General features: G+C 69.7%; 16 protein-coding genes. 7 read left to right on the top strand and 9 right to left on the bottom strand.

Annotation, left to right across the window (positions count from 1 at the left end; genetic code table 11):
• The first annotated feature begins 7 nt into the window (after positions 1-7).
• The 3 genes from ABQE44_RS14140 to menE are packed head-to-tail and all read left to right on the top strand — an operon-like array spanning position 8 to position 1,775.
• Positions 8-292: a hypothetical protein gene (locus ABQE44_RS14140; protein ID WP_448430372.1), complete on the top strand. Its 285-nt coding sequence runs from the start codon at positions 8-10 to the stop codon at positions 290-292.
• Between the two features lie 14 nt (positions 293-306).
• A complete protein-coding gene (locus tag ABQE44_RS14135) occupies positions 307-609 on the top strand; it encodes a DUF3349 domain-containing protein (RefSeq protein ID WP_448430370.1) in 303 nt (100 codons plus the stop codon).
• A 50-nt stretch (positions 610-659) separates the two neighbouring features.
• Entirely contained in the window at positions 660-1,775 is a 1,116-nt protein-coding gene (gene menE / locus ABQE44_RS14130; protein WP_448430531.1) for an o-succinylbenzoate--CoA ligase, read from the top strand.
• 2 nt (positions 1,776-1,777) lie between these two features.
• Here menE and ABQE44_RS14125 read toward each other — a convergent pair whose 3' ends face one another.
• Positions 1,778-2,122, bottom strand: a complete 345-nt coding sequence (locus ABQE44_RS14125) for a DUF3140 domain-containing protein (RefSeq protein WP_448392231.1) — start codon at positions 2,120-2,122, stop codon at positions 1,778-1,780.
• A gap of 56 nt (positions 2,123-2,178) precedes the next feature.
• Between ABQE44_RS14125 and ABQE44_RS14120 the strand changes: the two genes are divergently transcribed.
• Together ABQE44_RS14120 and ABQE44_RS14115 are read left to right on the top strand one after the other, a co-directional pair.
• Positions 2,179-2,793, top strand: coding sequence for a pyridoxamine 5'-phosphate oxidase family protein (locus tag ABQE44_RS14120; RefSeq protein WP_448392232.1), 615 nt, complete (start codon positions 2,179-2,181; stop codon positions 2,791-2,793).
• 61 nt (positions 2,794-2,854) lie between these two features.
• The gene (locus ABQE44_RS14115; RefSeq protein WP_448430368.1) at positions 2,855-4,204 is read left to right on the top strand and encodes a hypothetical protein; all 1,350 of its coding nucleotides are present in this window, start codon (positions 2,855-2,857) and stop codon (positions 4,202-4,204) included.
• On the opposite strand, the gene ABQE44_RS14110 is transcribed toward ABQE44_RS14115, so the two are convergent.
• Genes ABQE44_RS14110 through ABQE44_RS14085 form a run of 6 tightly spaced genes read right to left on the bottom strand, consistent with a single transcriptional unit; the run spans position 4,176 to position 9,323 of the window.
• Positions 4,176-4,850, bottom strand: coding sequence for a TIGR04282 family arsenosugar biosynthesis glycosyltransferase (locus ABQE44_RS14110; protein WP_448430529.1), 675 nt, complete (start codon positions 4,848-4,850; stop codon positions 4,176-4,178). The two genes, ABQE44_RS14115 and ABQE44_RS14110, sit on opposite strands and share 29 nt — an antisense overlap.
• 2 nt (positions 4,851-4,852) lie before the next feature.
• A complete protein-coding gene (locus ABQE44_RS14105; RefSeq protein ID WP_448430366.1) occupies positions 4,853-5,542 on the bottom strand; it encodes a glycosyltransferase family 2 protein in 690 nt (229 codons plus the stop codon).
• Positions 5,543-5,562: 20 nt separating this feature from the next.
• Entirely contained in the window at positions 5,563-6,690 is a 1,128-nt protein-coding gene (locus ABQE44_RS14100; RefSeq protein WP_448392235.1) for a nitronate monooxygenase, read from the bottom strand.
• Positions 6,691-6,703: 13 nt separating this feature from the next.
• Positions 6,704-7,519, bottom strand: a complete 816-nt coding sequence (locus ABQE44_RS14095; RefSeq protein WP_448392236.1) for an alpha/beta hydrolase — start codon at positions 7,517-7,519, stop codon at positions 6,704-6,706.
• Entirely contained in the window at positions 7,519-8,550 is a 1,032-nt protein-coding gene (locus tag ABQE44_RS14090) for an NAD-dependent epimerase/dehydratase family protein (protein ID WP_448430364.1), read from the bottom strand. Before ABQE44_RS14090 ends, ABQE44_RS14095 begins: the two co-directional genes overlap by 1 nt.
• Positions 8,547-9,323: an S-methyl-5'-thioadenosine phosphorylase gene (locus ABQE44_RS14085; protein WP_448430362.1), complete on the bottom strand. Its 777-nt coding sequence runs from the start codon at positions 9,321-9,323 to the stop codon at positions 8,547-8,549. Before ABQE44_RS14085 ends, ABQE44_RS14090 begins: the two co-directional genes overlap by 4 nt.
• Before the next feature lie 59 nt (positions 9,324-9,382).
• Here ABQE44_RS14085 and ABQE44_RS14080 point away from each other — a divergent pair, with 59 nt between their 5' ends.
• The gene (locus ABQE44_RS14080) at positions 9,383-10,264 is read left to right on the top strand and encodes a 1,4-dihydroxy-2-naphthoate polyprenyltransferase (RefSeq protein ID WP_448392673.1); all 882 of its coding nucleotides are present in this window, start codon (positions 9,383-9,385) and stop codon (positions 10,262-10,264) included.
• Positions 10,265-10,295: 31 nt separating this feature from the next.
• On the opposite strand, the gene ABQE44_RS14075 is transcribed toward ABQE44_RS14080, so the two are convergent.
• Together ABQE44_RS14075 and ABQE44_RS14070 are read right to left on the bottom strand one after the other, a co-directional pair.
• The gene (locus ABQE44_RS14075) at positions 10,296-11,399 is read right to left on the bottom strand and encodes a DUF1214 domain-containing protein (protein ID WP_448430360.1); all 1,104 of its coding nucleotides are present in this window, start codon (positions 11,397-11,399) and stop codon (positions 10,296-10,298) included.
• Complete coding sequence (locus ABQE44_RS14070; RefSeq protein ID WP_448392240.1) at positions 11,396-11,971, bottom strand: TetR/AcrR family transcriptional regulator; 576 nt, start codon at positions 11,969-11,971, stop codon at positions 11,396-11,398. Before ABQE44_RS14070 ends, ABQE44_RS14075 begins: the two co-directional genes overlap by 4 nt.
• Before the next feature lie 112 nt (positions 11,972-12,083).
• Here ABQE44_RS14070 and ABQE44_RS14065 point away from each other — a divergent pair, with 112 nt between their 5' ends.
• Complete coding sequence (locus ABQE44_RS14065; RefSeq protein WP_448430527.1) at positions 12,084-13,247, top strand: sulfotransferase family protein; 1,164 nt, start codon at positions 12,084-12,086, stop codon at positions 13,245-13,247.
• Positions 13,248-13,264: the final 17 nt, after the last annotated feature.

The following is a 13,264-nucleotide window of genomic DNA, read 5'->3' as shown; positions in this document are numbered from 1 at the left end:
ACCAACCGTGAGTGACTGGTTCAACTACATCGCAGCGCTGAAGATTCTGGCCGTCGGGCTGGTGATCGGGGCGGGGCTGCCCGCGCTGTTCGCCATCGGGGTGCGGCTCAACGCGGCAGGAGCCGGTGTCACTGAAAACACTGCAGCGCAACGTAATCCGAGGCTCCTGGCGCTGAGCTGGGCGCTCTTCGCGCTGGTGCTGGTCGCGGTGGTGATCGGGGTGCTGTTCATCGCGCGTGACTTCATCGGCCACCAGACCGGGCTGTACCTGCTCGGCGCGCAGCCCACGTAGCATCGTGAGTAACTGTGACCAAGTTTCTGGCCAAGATCGTCGCGTGGATCACCGAAGGCTATCCCGAGGGTGTGCCCGGCCCTGACCGGGTTCCGTTGCTGGCGCTGCTCAAACGGCGGCTGACCGACGACGAGGTCAAGGCCGTCGCGCGGGAGTTGATGGCCCGCGGCGAGTTCGACAACGCCGACATTGGGGTGCTGATCACCCAGATCACCGACGGGTTGCCGACGGTCGACGACGTCGAGCGGGTGCACAGCCGGCTGGCCGCCAAGGGCTGGCCGCTCGACGATCCCCGCGACCCCGAGGAGGACGCATAGCCGTCCTGCGCCCCGTCGCCGTCGCGTCCGGCACCTCGGCGCTGACCCTGCTGCCCGTCGTGGCCGACGCGCTCGAGGGGCGAACATCGTTGCTGCCGGTGCCGGCCGAAGGCGAGCGCGAAAGTTCGCTGTTGACAACGTCGTTGCGGGCCGGACTCGAGGTCGATGACGACGTCGCGGTCGTGGTCGCTACGTCCGGGACCACCGGTGTCCCCAAAGGCGCGATGCTGACCGCTGCCGCGTTGACGGCCAGCGCCGACGCCACCCACGCCAGGCTGGGCGGCCCGGGCCGCTGGCTGCTGGCGCTGCCGGCCCATCATGTGGCGGGGCTGCAGGTGTTGGTGCGCAGCGTCGTCGCGGGTACGGCGCCGGTGGCGATCACGTCGGGATTCGATGCGGCCGAACTGGTTTCGGCCGTTGAGGCGTTGGGCGACGGGCGGCGCTACACGTCGTTGGTGGCGGCGCAACTCGACAGGGCGCTGCGGGATCCGGCGGCGACGGCGGCGTTGGCGTCGCTGGACGCTGTGTTGATCGGCGGCGGCCCGTTGCCCGCCGCGGTGGCGCGCCGTGCTGCCGACGCGGGCATCGCGGTGGTGCGCACCTACGGGATGAGTGAAACCGCGGGCGGGTGCGTGTACGACGGCGTCGCGCTGGACGGGGTGCACGTGCGCATCGACGCCGGAGCCGGGCCGACGGCGACATCAAACGGGGGCCGCGTGGTGTTGGGTGGTGCGACCCTGGCCAAGGGCTACCGCAACCCGGTACACCCCGACCCATTCGCCGAGCCGGGCTGGTTTCGCACCGATGACCTTGGCACGGTGGATCATTCAGGCCGCCTGACGATTCTCGGCCGGGTGGACGAGGCGATCAGCACCGGCGGGTTGACGGTGCTACCGCAGCTGGTGGAGACCGCGTTGGCGTCGCATCCCGCGGTCACCGAGTGCGCGGTGTTCGGGGTGCCCGACGAACGGCTCGGCCAGCGGGTGGCCGCGGCCGTCGTCGTCGTCGCCGGGCAGACCGCGCCCACGGTGGCCGAGTTACGCGTCCACGTCGCGCAGACGCTGGACGTGACCGCCGCACCACGGGAGGTACATGAGGTGGCGTCGCTGCCGCGGCGCGGAATCGGCAAGGTGGACCGCCGCGCGCTGGCCGCCCGGTTCGGCTGAGCTCAGCGCGGCGCCGGTTTGAGCGGGTCGTGGCCGATCGTCATCAGCCGGTGGCGCCAGTTCTCCTGGCCCGCGGTGGGCTCGAGGTCGTCGCGGCGTTCGGCGTGGATCCGGTCGACGACCTTGCGCATGACGCGCTCGTCCTCGTCGGTGAGGTCTCCGCGGCGCTTCTGCAGGATGTCGAGGACCGCGCGACCGGTTTTGGTGCCCGCCTGGTCCGGTAGCTCCTCGGTGCCCTCGTCGGCCGACCGCGTGCGTAGCCAATCGAGCAGCTCCCGCGATGTCATGTTCACGACCCGGTGGAACTCGTCCCAGAGTTCCGGTTCGACTTCGACATGATGTGCCATGCCGATCGGCTACCCGGCCGCCGCGCCGATTAATCGCGGCGGGGCATGATAGGACGATGCGTCGTTTAGTCGAGAGCGTCGAGGACCTGCAGGCGATCGTCGGTGAGCCGGATGTCTACGTCGCCAACAAGGTGAAGGACCGGCTCTCGCCCGTGCAGCGCGACTGGCTGGCGCACTCGCCGCTGTGCTTCGTTGCGACGACGGACGCGCATGGCCGCGTCGACGTGTCGCCCAAGGGTGACCCGGCCGGCTTCGTCCACGTCATCGACGACACCACGATCGCGATCCCCGAGCGGCCCGGCAACAAGCGCGTCGACGGGTACCGCAACGTGCTGCAGAACCCGCATGTCGGCACGCTGTTTCTGATCCCCGGCCGCGGGGACACGCTGCGCATCAACGGCACGGGTCGAATCCTGTCCGACGCCGACTATTTCGATGTGCTCGCGATCAGGGGCCGTCGGCCGCCGCTCGCGCTCGAGGTGTCGATCGAAGAGGTGTTCTTCCACTGCGCCAAGGCTTTTCTGCGCTCGGACGCCTGGGACCCGTCGACCTGGAGGCCCGACGCGGTGCCCAGCGCGGCGCGGATCGCCCAGGCGGTGCGCCACGACTGGACCCAGGAGCAGCTCGACGAGTACTACAGCGAGGAGAACTACCGAAAGGCCCTCTACTAAGTTGCGGTCTTTGCGGCGAGCAGACGCAAACTCGCACGGACATGCCGACAAAAAGACGAGTTTGCGTCTGCTCGCGCCGGAGTGGGTGGCCGTCGCCGGCGGGGTGGCGCTGGTGGCGGCGGCGTTTCTGCTGCCACGCCTGGACATCGGCGTCACGCCGCTGATCAACGCGTCGCCGGAGCGGTTGGAAGCGTTCGCGGGCGCGGCGCCGATCTTCGGCTGGTTCCAAGCCCATATCGGCTGGGGCACGGTGCCTGCGGTCCTGCTCGGTGCGGCGGCGGTGCTGTGGGGTCCGGCGCTCGCCCAGCGGTTGCCGTGGCGCGCGGTGTTGTGGCTGACCTGGGCGACGGCCTGCGCGTGGGCGTTCTCGCTGGCCATGATCGACGGCTGGCAGCGTGGATTCGCCGGGCGACTGGCGGCCCGTCACGAGTACCTGCGTCAAGTGCCCACCGTCACCGACATCCCCGAGGCCGTGCGGACCTTTGCCGACAGAATCCTGGACTACCAACCGGATTCGTGGATCACGCACGTGTCGGGGCATCCGCCTGGCGCGCTGCTGACGTTCGTGTGGCTGGACCGCATCGGGTTGGCCGGCGGCGCGTGGGCGGCGCTGCTGTGCCTGCTCGCGGGTTCCAGCGCAGCGGCCGCGATCCTGGTCGCAGTGCGCGCGTTGGCGTCTGAGGACACCGCGCGAATGGCGGCACCGTTCGTCGCGGTGGCGCCGACGGCGATCTGGATCGCGGTGTCGGCCGACGGCTACTTCGCCGGCGTGGCGGCATGGGGTATCGCGTTGTTGGCGTTGGCGGTTCGGGGTATGGCGCGCTGGCCGGTGCTCGCCGCATGTGGCGCGGGGCTGTTGTTGGGCTGGGGGATTTTCCTAAACTACGGCCTGGTGCTGATGGCGCTGCCCGCGGTGGCGGTGCTGGTGTGTGCGCCGTCGTGGCAGGTGGCGCTGCGGGTGTTGGCCCCGGCTGTGGTGGTCGCCGGCACGGTGACGGTGGTGTTCCTGGCAGCCGGTTTTTGGTGGTTCGACGGCTACTTCCTTGTGCAGGAACGCTATTGGCAGGGCATCGCCAGCGACCGGCCGTTCTCCTACTGGGGGTGGGCGAACCTGGCGTCGGTGGTATGCGCGATCGGGCTGGGCAGTGTGGCCGGCATCGGTCGGGTCTTCGATATCGCGGCGATCCGGCGGCGCGCCGGTCTGCACTTGCTGGTGATCGGCGCGCTGGCGGCGATTGCGTTGGCCGACCTGTCGATGCTGAGCAAGGCTGAGACAGAACGGATCTGGCTGCCGTTCACGGTGTGGTTGCCTGCGGCGGCGGCGCTCCTACCGCGGTCACACCGTTGGTGGCTGGCGCTCAACGTCATCGGCGCGTTGGCGCTCAACCACCTGATCCTGACGAACTGGTGATCGCCTCGACGAAGCGGCTGCCCGCCGGGCAGGCCCGGTGCACGGCGGCGAGATCGTCGACAGTGTCGAAGTCGGCCTGTTCGGCGACCAGCCGGACGTCGATTCCCTTGGCGTACAACGCGGCCAACGTCAACGCGCCGGTGTCCGGGCGCGACATCGGCACGCCGCGAAGGCAGTCGGCCATCGCGGCGTCGGACACCCCGAGCACCCACCATCCGCCGTCCTCCGCGAGTCCGACGACGGCCTGCGCGCTGAGCAGTTCGCGCGCACACTCGACGAGCATCTCGTCGGAGACCTGTGGGGTGTCCATCCCGATCTGCAGCACCGTCTGATGGTCGGCGGCGTCGGCGGCGTCGCGATGGGCGTTGGCGAGGCGCTCGGCGAAGGCGGCGCCGCGCTGCGGAACCACGGTGAATCTGCTTAGGCTGTCCTGGATTTCGTCGACGCGGCAGGCACCCACGAGGTCACCGGCCAGCGCCACCACACGATCCTGCAGCGGTGCGGCGGCCATCGCGTCGAGGGTGTCCAGCAGTGCGGCGGCGGCGATGTCGGCGGCGGCCCGCTCACCGATGCTGGCGGCGAGGCGCGTCTTGGCCAGCCCGGGCACCGGCGCCTTGGCGACCACCAACCCGACCACCGGCAGCACCGTCACGAGATCACCCGCCAGAAGTCCATGGCCGCCACCAGACTGCCGCGCAGCGAACCGCTGACCTTGGACTTCCCGCCGGTCCGCGGGCCGTAGGCCACGTCGCGCTCCACGACATGCCAGCCCGCGGCGGCCGCCCGGACCAGCAGTTCCAGCGGGTACCCAGACCGGCGGTCGGCCACACCCAGGCTCAACAAGTCGTCGCGGCGAGCGACCCGCATCGGGGCGATGTCGTGCACCGCCAAGCCGTGGCGTCGGCGCAGCCGCCAGCACACCGCGGCCGTGCCGAGTCGGGCGTGCCACGGCCACCGCAGCCCGGGACGCGCGCGTCGTCGCCCGATCGCCATGTCGGCGCCGCGGTCGAGCGCATCGACGAGTCGGGGCAGGTCGCCGGGGTCCAGCGACCCGTCGCCGTCGAGCACAGCCACGACGTCCGTCGTCGCCGCCACCACCCCGGCGTGCACGGCCGCCCCGTAACCCGGTTGCGCCTCGGCGGCGACGTCGGCGCCGTATCGGCGCGCCACCTGCGCGGTGTCGTCGGTGCTGTTGTTGTCCACGACAAGCGGCCGGTAGCCCGCGGGCATCGCCGCCAACACACCCGGCAGCGACTCCGCCTCGTTGAGGCACGGCAGCACCACGGTCACCCGCGACGCCGAGTGATTTCGGCGCGGTAACGGACGCTGAGGGTGCATGAGCGCGCCGAAATCGCAAACTAGTCCGGGAGCGAGTTGCTCAGCCGTTCGGTGGCGGCCAGGTAGTCCTCGATGAACTCGCGCACCACCTCGCGGGCCGGTTTGACCTTGTTCATCAGCCCTACCCCCTGCCCGACGAAGTAGGTGGCCAACGCCTGCGCGCCCGGGTGGCCCTGCGACGCCAACACGTCGACGCGGCGGATGACCGGTTCGGCCAGCATCGACTGCAACGGCAGCGGCAGCGGCTGCTGCCCGCCGTCGTTGGGCAGCCAGGCCTGCGTCCAGTCCGAAACCAGTTGTCGCGCAGGCTTACCCGTGCGGCTGGCCGACCGGATGGTGTCGCGCGACGACGCCGCCAAGAACTTCTGCACCGTGTAGGGCGCGGTCTCGGCCTCCTCGGTGGTCAACCACACCGAGCCCGTCCAGGCACCGTCGGCGCCCATCGCGACGCAGCCGGCCATCTGCCTGCCGGTGACGATGCCGCCGGCGGCCAGCACCGGCACCTTGGCACCGGCGGACTCGATCGCATCTATCACATCGGGCACCAACACCAGCGTCGTCACCTCACCGCAGTGCCCGCCGGCCTCGGTGCCCTGCGCGACGATCAGGTCGACGCCGGCCTGCACCTGCTTGACGGCGTGCTCCTTGGCCCCGACCAGCGCCGCGACCGGGATGCCGTTCTCCTTGCCCGCCTCGATCATGTAGTCCGGCGGCACCCCCAACGCGTTGGCGATCAGCCGAATCGGATGGCTCATCGCCACCTCGAGCAGATCCTTGCCGGTGTTGCCGGACAGCATCGACGGCCCGGTGCGCGGCGCCTCGTCGGGTTCGATGCCGTGCTCGGCGAGCAACGCGTCGATGTAGCTGCGGTACTCGGCGGGGATCCGGCTGGCCAGCGCGCCGTCGGACAGCTTCTCGCCCTTGCCCTCGAACTTGGCGGGCACGATGAGGTCCAGCCCGTACGGTTTGCCGTTGACATGCTCGTCGATCCAGGACAGTTCCTGGTCCAGCATCTCGGGGGTGTAGGCGGTCGCACCCAGCACACCGAAGCCGCCGGCGTTGGTCACGGCGGCCACGACGTCGCGGCAGTGGCTGAACGCGAACAGGGGAAAGTCGATTCCGAATTGCTCACAGATCGCGGGTTTCACCCCGCCAGTATCGCTAAGTCACTCCGGCCGATGACAGGAACTGCCGGATAGCGTCGAGCAGCACGGCGCCGTCGAGCAGCACCTGGTCATTGTGGCCGGCGCCGGGCACCACGACGTAGCGCTTGGGTTCGTTGGCGGCCTCATACAGTCGCCGGCTGAGCTGCTCGGGCACGATGGCGTCGCGGTCGCCGGCGATCACCAGCAGCGGCACCCGCACCGACGCGATCCGCTCGATCGACGGGAACCGGTCGATCAGCAGCCGTCGCACCGGCAGCCATGGGTAGTGCTCGGCAGCGACGTCGGCCAGCGACGTGAACGGTGACCGCAGGATCAGCGCGGCAGGCGGCCGGGGCACCGCCAGCCCGACCGCCACTGCCGCGCCTAGGGATTCGCCGAAGTACACGATCTGTTCGACGCCCGGCTGCTCGGCCAGCCACTTCTCGGCGGCACGGGCGTCGGCGGCCAGCCCCTCTTCGGTGGGGCGGCCCGGGTTGCCGCCGTAGCCGCGGTAGTCGAACAGCAACACCGAAAGGCCTATCCGGTTCAGTGCCGCCGCCAGCGGCCAGCGCGCTGACCGGTCACCGCCATTACCGTTGAACGCCAGCACCGCAGGCCCGTCCGCGTCCACCGGGAAATACCAGGCCCCCAGGGAGATTCCGTCCTCGGTCTCGATCACGACGTCACGCCCGTTGGGCAGCACTGCGCTCGCCGACGGCACCGGTCCCGGTGAGGGGAAGTAGATCAGCCGTCGCTGCTGTGACCAGATCAACCCCAAAAGCCCCGTCGCCACAAGCGTGACGATAGCGACAACGACCACCGCGCGGCGCATCAGGCCCGCAACGGTGCGAACGCGAACTCCCGCAGCCCGTCACGCGGGTCCACGACGGCGCGAAAGCCCAACACCTGAGCGGCGCGTGCGGGGTCGGCGACGATGTGCCGGACGTCGCCGCTGCGGTACTGCCCGGTGACCACGGGTGGTGCGTCACCGCGCGCCTCGCACAGTTCGGTCGCCACCTGCGAAATCGAGATCGGCCGGCCCGAGCACACGTTGAACGCGGTGAACCCGTCGAGTCGGGCCGTCACGGCCGCGACGTTGGCCGCGGCGATGTCGTCGACGTGGACGAAGTCGCGCATCTGCTGGCCATCCTCGAAAACCCTTGGCACATCACCGGATTCCAGTTCAGAGCGAAAGATCGCCGCCACTCCCGAGTACGGGGTGTCGCGCGGCATGTACGGGCCGTACACGTTGTGGTAGCGCAGCGCGGTGACCGCCCCGCCGGTGGCCTCCGACCAGGCCAGCGCGTAGTGCTCCTGGGCGGTCTTGCTGGCGGCGTACAGGCTTCGGGGCCGCAGCGGCGCGTCCTCGGACACCAGCCGCCATCCCACGAACGCCCCGCACAGCGGGCAGCGATGGTCGAACATCCCGGCGTCCAGATCCGCGCGACTACGGGGGTGCGGTTCGACCGGGCCGTGTTCGGCACAGTCGTAGCGGCCCTGCCCGTAGACCACCATCGACGATGCGAGCACCAACCGGTCACAGCCCGCGGCGAACATCTCGGCGAGCAGCACCGCGGTGCCGTAGTCGTTGTGGCTGCCGTAGGACGGCGCGTCGGCGGCGTTGACCCCGGCGCCGACGACCGCCGCCTGGTGACACACCACGTCCACGCCCTTCAACAGCCGCGCCAGCGCCGACGCGTCACGGATGTCGAGCACCCGGCAGCCCTCCGGCGGGCGTGCCCCCGAACCGTGTGCGGCGGGCAGCATGGCGTCGACGGCGACGACGTCGTGGCCGGCGTCGCGCAGCGCGGTGTCGATCCGGGCTCCGATGAAGCCCGCGGCACCGGTCAGCAGGATTCTCACGGCAGGTCGAAGGGCAGTTGGACACCGTCGTGGGCCAGACAGTGGGTGCAGGCGCGCTCGGAGGCGGTGCTCTCGATGGCGTCGTGCACCAGCTGGCGGAAGGGCCCCATGTTGCGTTCGAACTCCGCGAAGACGTCGACGGCGCGGACCCCGCTTCCCGCGTCGACGCCGGCGTCCACATCGGTCACCAAAGCGATGGCGGCGTAACACATTTCGAGTTCACGAGCCAGCACCGCCTCGGGGTAGCCGGTCATGTTGACCAGCTTGAAGCCCTGGTTTGCGAACCATTGGCTCTCCGCGCGCGTGGAGAACCGTGGGCCCTGGATCACCACCATGGTGCCGCCGTCGACCACGCCGGGCAGGCCGGCCGCAGCGGCGCGCAGCGACGGGCAGTACGGGTCGGCGAACCCGACGTGGATGCCGCCCGAGTCGAAGTAGGTGTCGTCACGCCCGGTGGTGCGGTCCACGAGTTGATCGGGCACCACCGTCGCGCCCGGGCCGTGTACCGGGGTGAGGCTGCCGACCGCGCACGGCCCGAAGATCCGGCGCACCCCGAGCGCGCGCAGCGCCCACATGTTGGCCCGGTACGGCACGGTGTGCGGGGAGAACTCGTGATTGACGCCGTGGCGCGGCAAGAACGCGACCTCATGCACGCCGACCGTGCCGACGGTGATCGGCGCACTGGGTGCCCCGTACGGGGTGTCCATCGCGACGCTGCGGGCGTCGGCGCCGAAGAACGAGTAAAGGCCGCTGCCTCCGATGACCGCTAGCACTTTTTTCTCCTCGCGTCCGCAGGCATCACCACATTGTCCGCCATGCGACGATGACGCTCGTGGCCAGTTTCGCGCAATGGGTCGAGGGTGCTCGCCCCCGGACGTTGCCCAACGCGATCGCCCCCGTCATCGCCGGCACCGGAGCCGCAGCTTGGCTCGATGCGGCCAGCTGGTGGAAGGCGTTGCTGGCGTTGCTCGTTGCGATGGCGATGATCGTCGGGGTCAACTACGCCAACGACTACTCCGACGGGATCCGCGGCACCGACGACGTGCGGGCCGGACCGCTGCGGCTGGTCGGGTCGCGGTTGGCCGCGCCGCGCGCGGTGCTGACGGCGGCGCTGGTGAGCCTGGCCGCCGCCGCGGTCGCGGGCGTGGTGCTGGCCTGGTCTAGCGCGCCCTGGCTGATCGCGGTCGGCGCGCTGTGTCTTGCCGGGGCGTGGCTGTACACCGGCGGCTCGCGGCCCTACGGCTATTCCGGGCTGGGCGAGGTCGCGGTGTTCGTGTTTTTCGGGCTGGTCGCGGTGCTCGGCACGCAGTACACCCAGGCGCTGCGCATCGACTGGGTCGGGGTGGCGTGCGCGGTGGCGATGGGATGTCTGTCGTCGGCGGTGCTGGTGGCCAACAACCTGCGCGACATCCCGACCGACGCGGAGTCGGGCAAGATCACGCTCGCGGTGCGGCTCGGCGACGCCCACACCCGGCTGCTCTATCAGGGGCTGGTGGTAACGGCGTTCGTGCTGACGGTGGTGTTGATGCTTGCGACGCCGTGGGCCGCGGTCGGTCTCGTGGCGCTGCCGCTCGCGGTGCGCGCGGCACTTCCGGTGCGTCGTGGTCTCGGCGGTAAGGCGTTGATCCCGGTGCTGCGCGACACCGGGCTGACGATGCTGGTGTGGGCCGCCGCGACGGCCCTCGCCCTTGCCCTGGCGATTTCGGTGCGCTAACCAGCGATGGGCGCAGGTTTGCGCGCCGAAATCACAAGTCGGCTACCTTGACCAGCTGCACCTGTGGGCGGGCCGGCACCTCGTCGGCGAGGAACCAGCGAAACGCCAGGTTGCCGCGGGGATAGTCCATCGTGGTGATCGCGTTGGGATGCTCGGTCATCCCGCGCGAGACGACGACGGTGACCGAACCATCGGCGTTGGGCACCGCGGTGTGGCCGTTGATCGAACACCGCCCGTCCCCGGCGCTGTGGGCGGCCATGAACTGGTTCCACACCACCAGGTTCCAGAACCGGCACGACGGCGGGGTGTGCGTGACCACCAGTGCCTCGTCGTCCTCGAGTACGAAGCTGCCGTAGGAGTAGCAGGCGTCGCGCGCCGACCAGCCGAAGTTGGCATCGGGCACCTGGTAGGGCTGGGCGAATTCGTTTGCCCCCTGCGAGAATTCGTGACCGAGCGTCTTGTCGTCATCGCTGCGGACGCCGACGGTCAACGGCACGATCGCGAACATCGTGCGCAGCCACGCCGCGCTGGCCCGCAGTGCCGCAGCGGTTTCGGCGTCGCCGTGGCGGATGGGATCGGGTTCGTCGAGAGCCTCGATGCGCCACGACACCGGACGGCCGGTGTCCGGGTCGGCCTGATAGTCGCGGGTCATCAGCACGACGCCGTCGTCGGTCGGGCCGTACTCGAACGTGAAGTTACCGTCGGCATCCAAGGCGCCCGAGCTTTCCAGGTCGTCGTCGCGCACGAGCGCCACGATCCGGTCCGACCACGCCCCTGGGGCGGGTTCGTTGTAGGCCGTCACCGAAAAGTACACGCTGTCACCGCGATTGCCGCTGATCCGGTAGCGCCGCTTCGGGTCGATCGGACACATGTAGTAGTAGGCGTCGGTGTTGTCGCCGCCCCAGCGGCGGTCGCGCCGATACGGCGAGTTGACCTCGATCCACATCGGCCGGCTCGGTTCGGCGAACAGGTAGTTGTCCAGCGCGACGCCCAGCGTGGTCGCGAGCATGCGGTAGCCGTCGGCGATGTGGCGGTCGTCGCTGACGGCGCGATCCCCCTCGAGGAAGGCGGCGTCGAGTCCGCCGAGCGTGTCGAGGAGTTCTCGCCAAGCTTTCGTTGATGCGTGTTGTGTCATGCGCTGATCCCTTTCGTGATGAGTTCGGCGGTGCGGTTCACCCACGCGTCGTCGAGCGTGTCCGCGTGGGTGATCAGGGCCAGAAACGTGATGCCGGCGATCGCGTCGACGATGTCGGCGGCGGTGACCTCAGACCGGACGTCGCCGCGCGCGACGGCGGCGGCGAGCCAGTCGGTCAGCCCGCGGCCCAGGATGTCGGCGAAGCGCTCGAGCAGCGCCGCGTGCAGGCTGGGATCGGCGGCCATCTCACCGACCAGGCCGGGCAGCGCCGCCAACGCGGCCGGGGTGGTCAGCACGGCCACCGTGCGGCGCAGGATCTCCCGCACGTCGCCGCCGATCGAGCCGGTGTCGGGCAGTTCGGTGGCGGCCCCGATCGGGAACACGGCCTCGTGCACCACGTGGGCCTTGCTGGGCCAGCGGCGGTAGATCGCCGGCTTGCTGGTGGCGGCCCGGCGGGCGATCGCGTCGACCGAAAGCGCTGCGTACCCGGTTTCACCGAGCAGTTCGACCGTCGCCGCGAGCACCGCGCCGTCGATGCGGGGATCGCGGGGTCGACCAATGTCCACCGTCATTACGGAACTGACAGTAACATAAGTGGCTGTGACGGACACCACAGCCGATCCCGTGCAATTAGACGACCTCGCCGAACCCAGCTTCCCCGCCGACGTCGAACCCCTCCGGCAGATGATGGCGGCGATGGCGCCCGACTGCCCGCTCGACGCGGATGCCCTGCACGCCAAGGCCGCGGCCGAGACGGGTCTCGACGACTTCGGCGCCGACGACTACCGCGACCGCCTCGACACCTATCTCGTTGCGCTGCGGGAGATTACGAACTTGCACGACGCGGGTGTGGTGAACTTCCATGCGCAGCTGGTGCAGTTCTTGAAGAACAGGCTGTTGCTCACCGACCTGCTGAACCGGCACCCCGAGATCCACGACATCGAGCTGGTGCCGCCGGTCGTCATCGCCGGGCTGCCCCGCACCGGCACCACGCACCTGCACAACCTGCTGGCCGCGGGGCCGACCTTCCGCACGATGCCGTACTGGGAGAGCAACGAGCCGTTCCCGCTGCCCGCCGAGGCCGGTGTCGAGCCGGATCCGCGCCGGGTACGGATGGACGCCGCGGTCGAGTTCATGAACGCGGTGATGCCGCACTTCGCGCTGATGCACGAGATGACCACCGACCACGTCCACGAGGAAATTCAGCTGCTGGCCAACGACTTCTCGTCGATGCTGTTCGAGACGCTCGCGCACGTGCCGCGCTGGCGCGACTACTACCTGTCACACGATCAGACGCCGCACTACGAGCACCTGGCCACCCAGCTCAAAGCGTTGCAGTTCCTGCGCGGCGGGCGGCGCTGGCTACTGAAATCGCCGCAGCATCTCGAGCAGCTGCCGGTGCTGAACCAGGTGTTTCCCGACGTCGTGGTGATCGTCACGCACCGCGACCCGGTGCCGGTGGTGTTGTCGATGCTCACGATGATCACCTACTCGGCGCGGATGCACTGTTCGCCGGTGCCGGTGGACGATATCGCCGCGTCTTGGGTGGACCGGCTCGAGCTCATGCTGGGCGCCCTCATCCGCGACCGCGACGCGCTGCCCGCGCAGCGTTCGATCGACCTGCGCTTCGACGACTTCATGGCCGACGAAATAGGCTCCGCCGCAGCAATTTACGAACTTGCCGGCGAGACGATGAGCGACGAGGCGCGCGCGGCCATGGTCACCTATTTGGACGGCCATCAGCGCGGTCGGCTCGGCCGGGTGGCCACGTCGGCGCAGATGTTCGGCCTCGACGAACATGAGCTGCAGGCCCGCTTCACCCCCTACATCGAGCGATTCCTGAGCTGACGTCTCCCTCGCGAACG

The organism is Mycolicibacterium sp. XJ2546, from assembly GCF_053483195.1.
The sequence above is the reverse complement of the archived record's forward strand: the minus strand, read 5'-3'. Positions and strand labels throughout refer to the sequence as shown.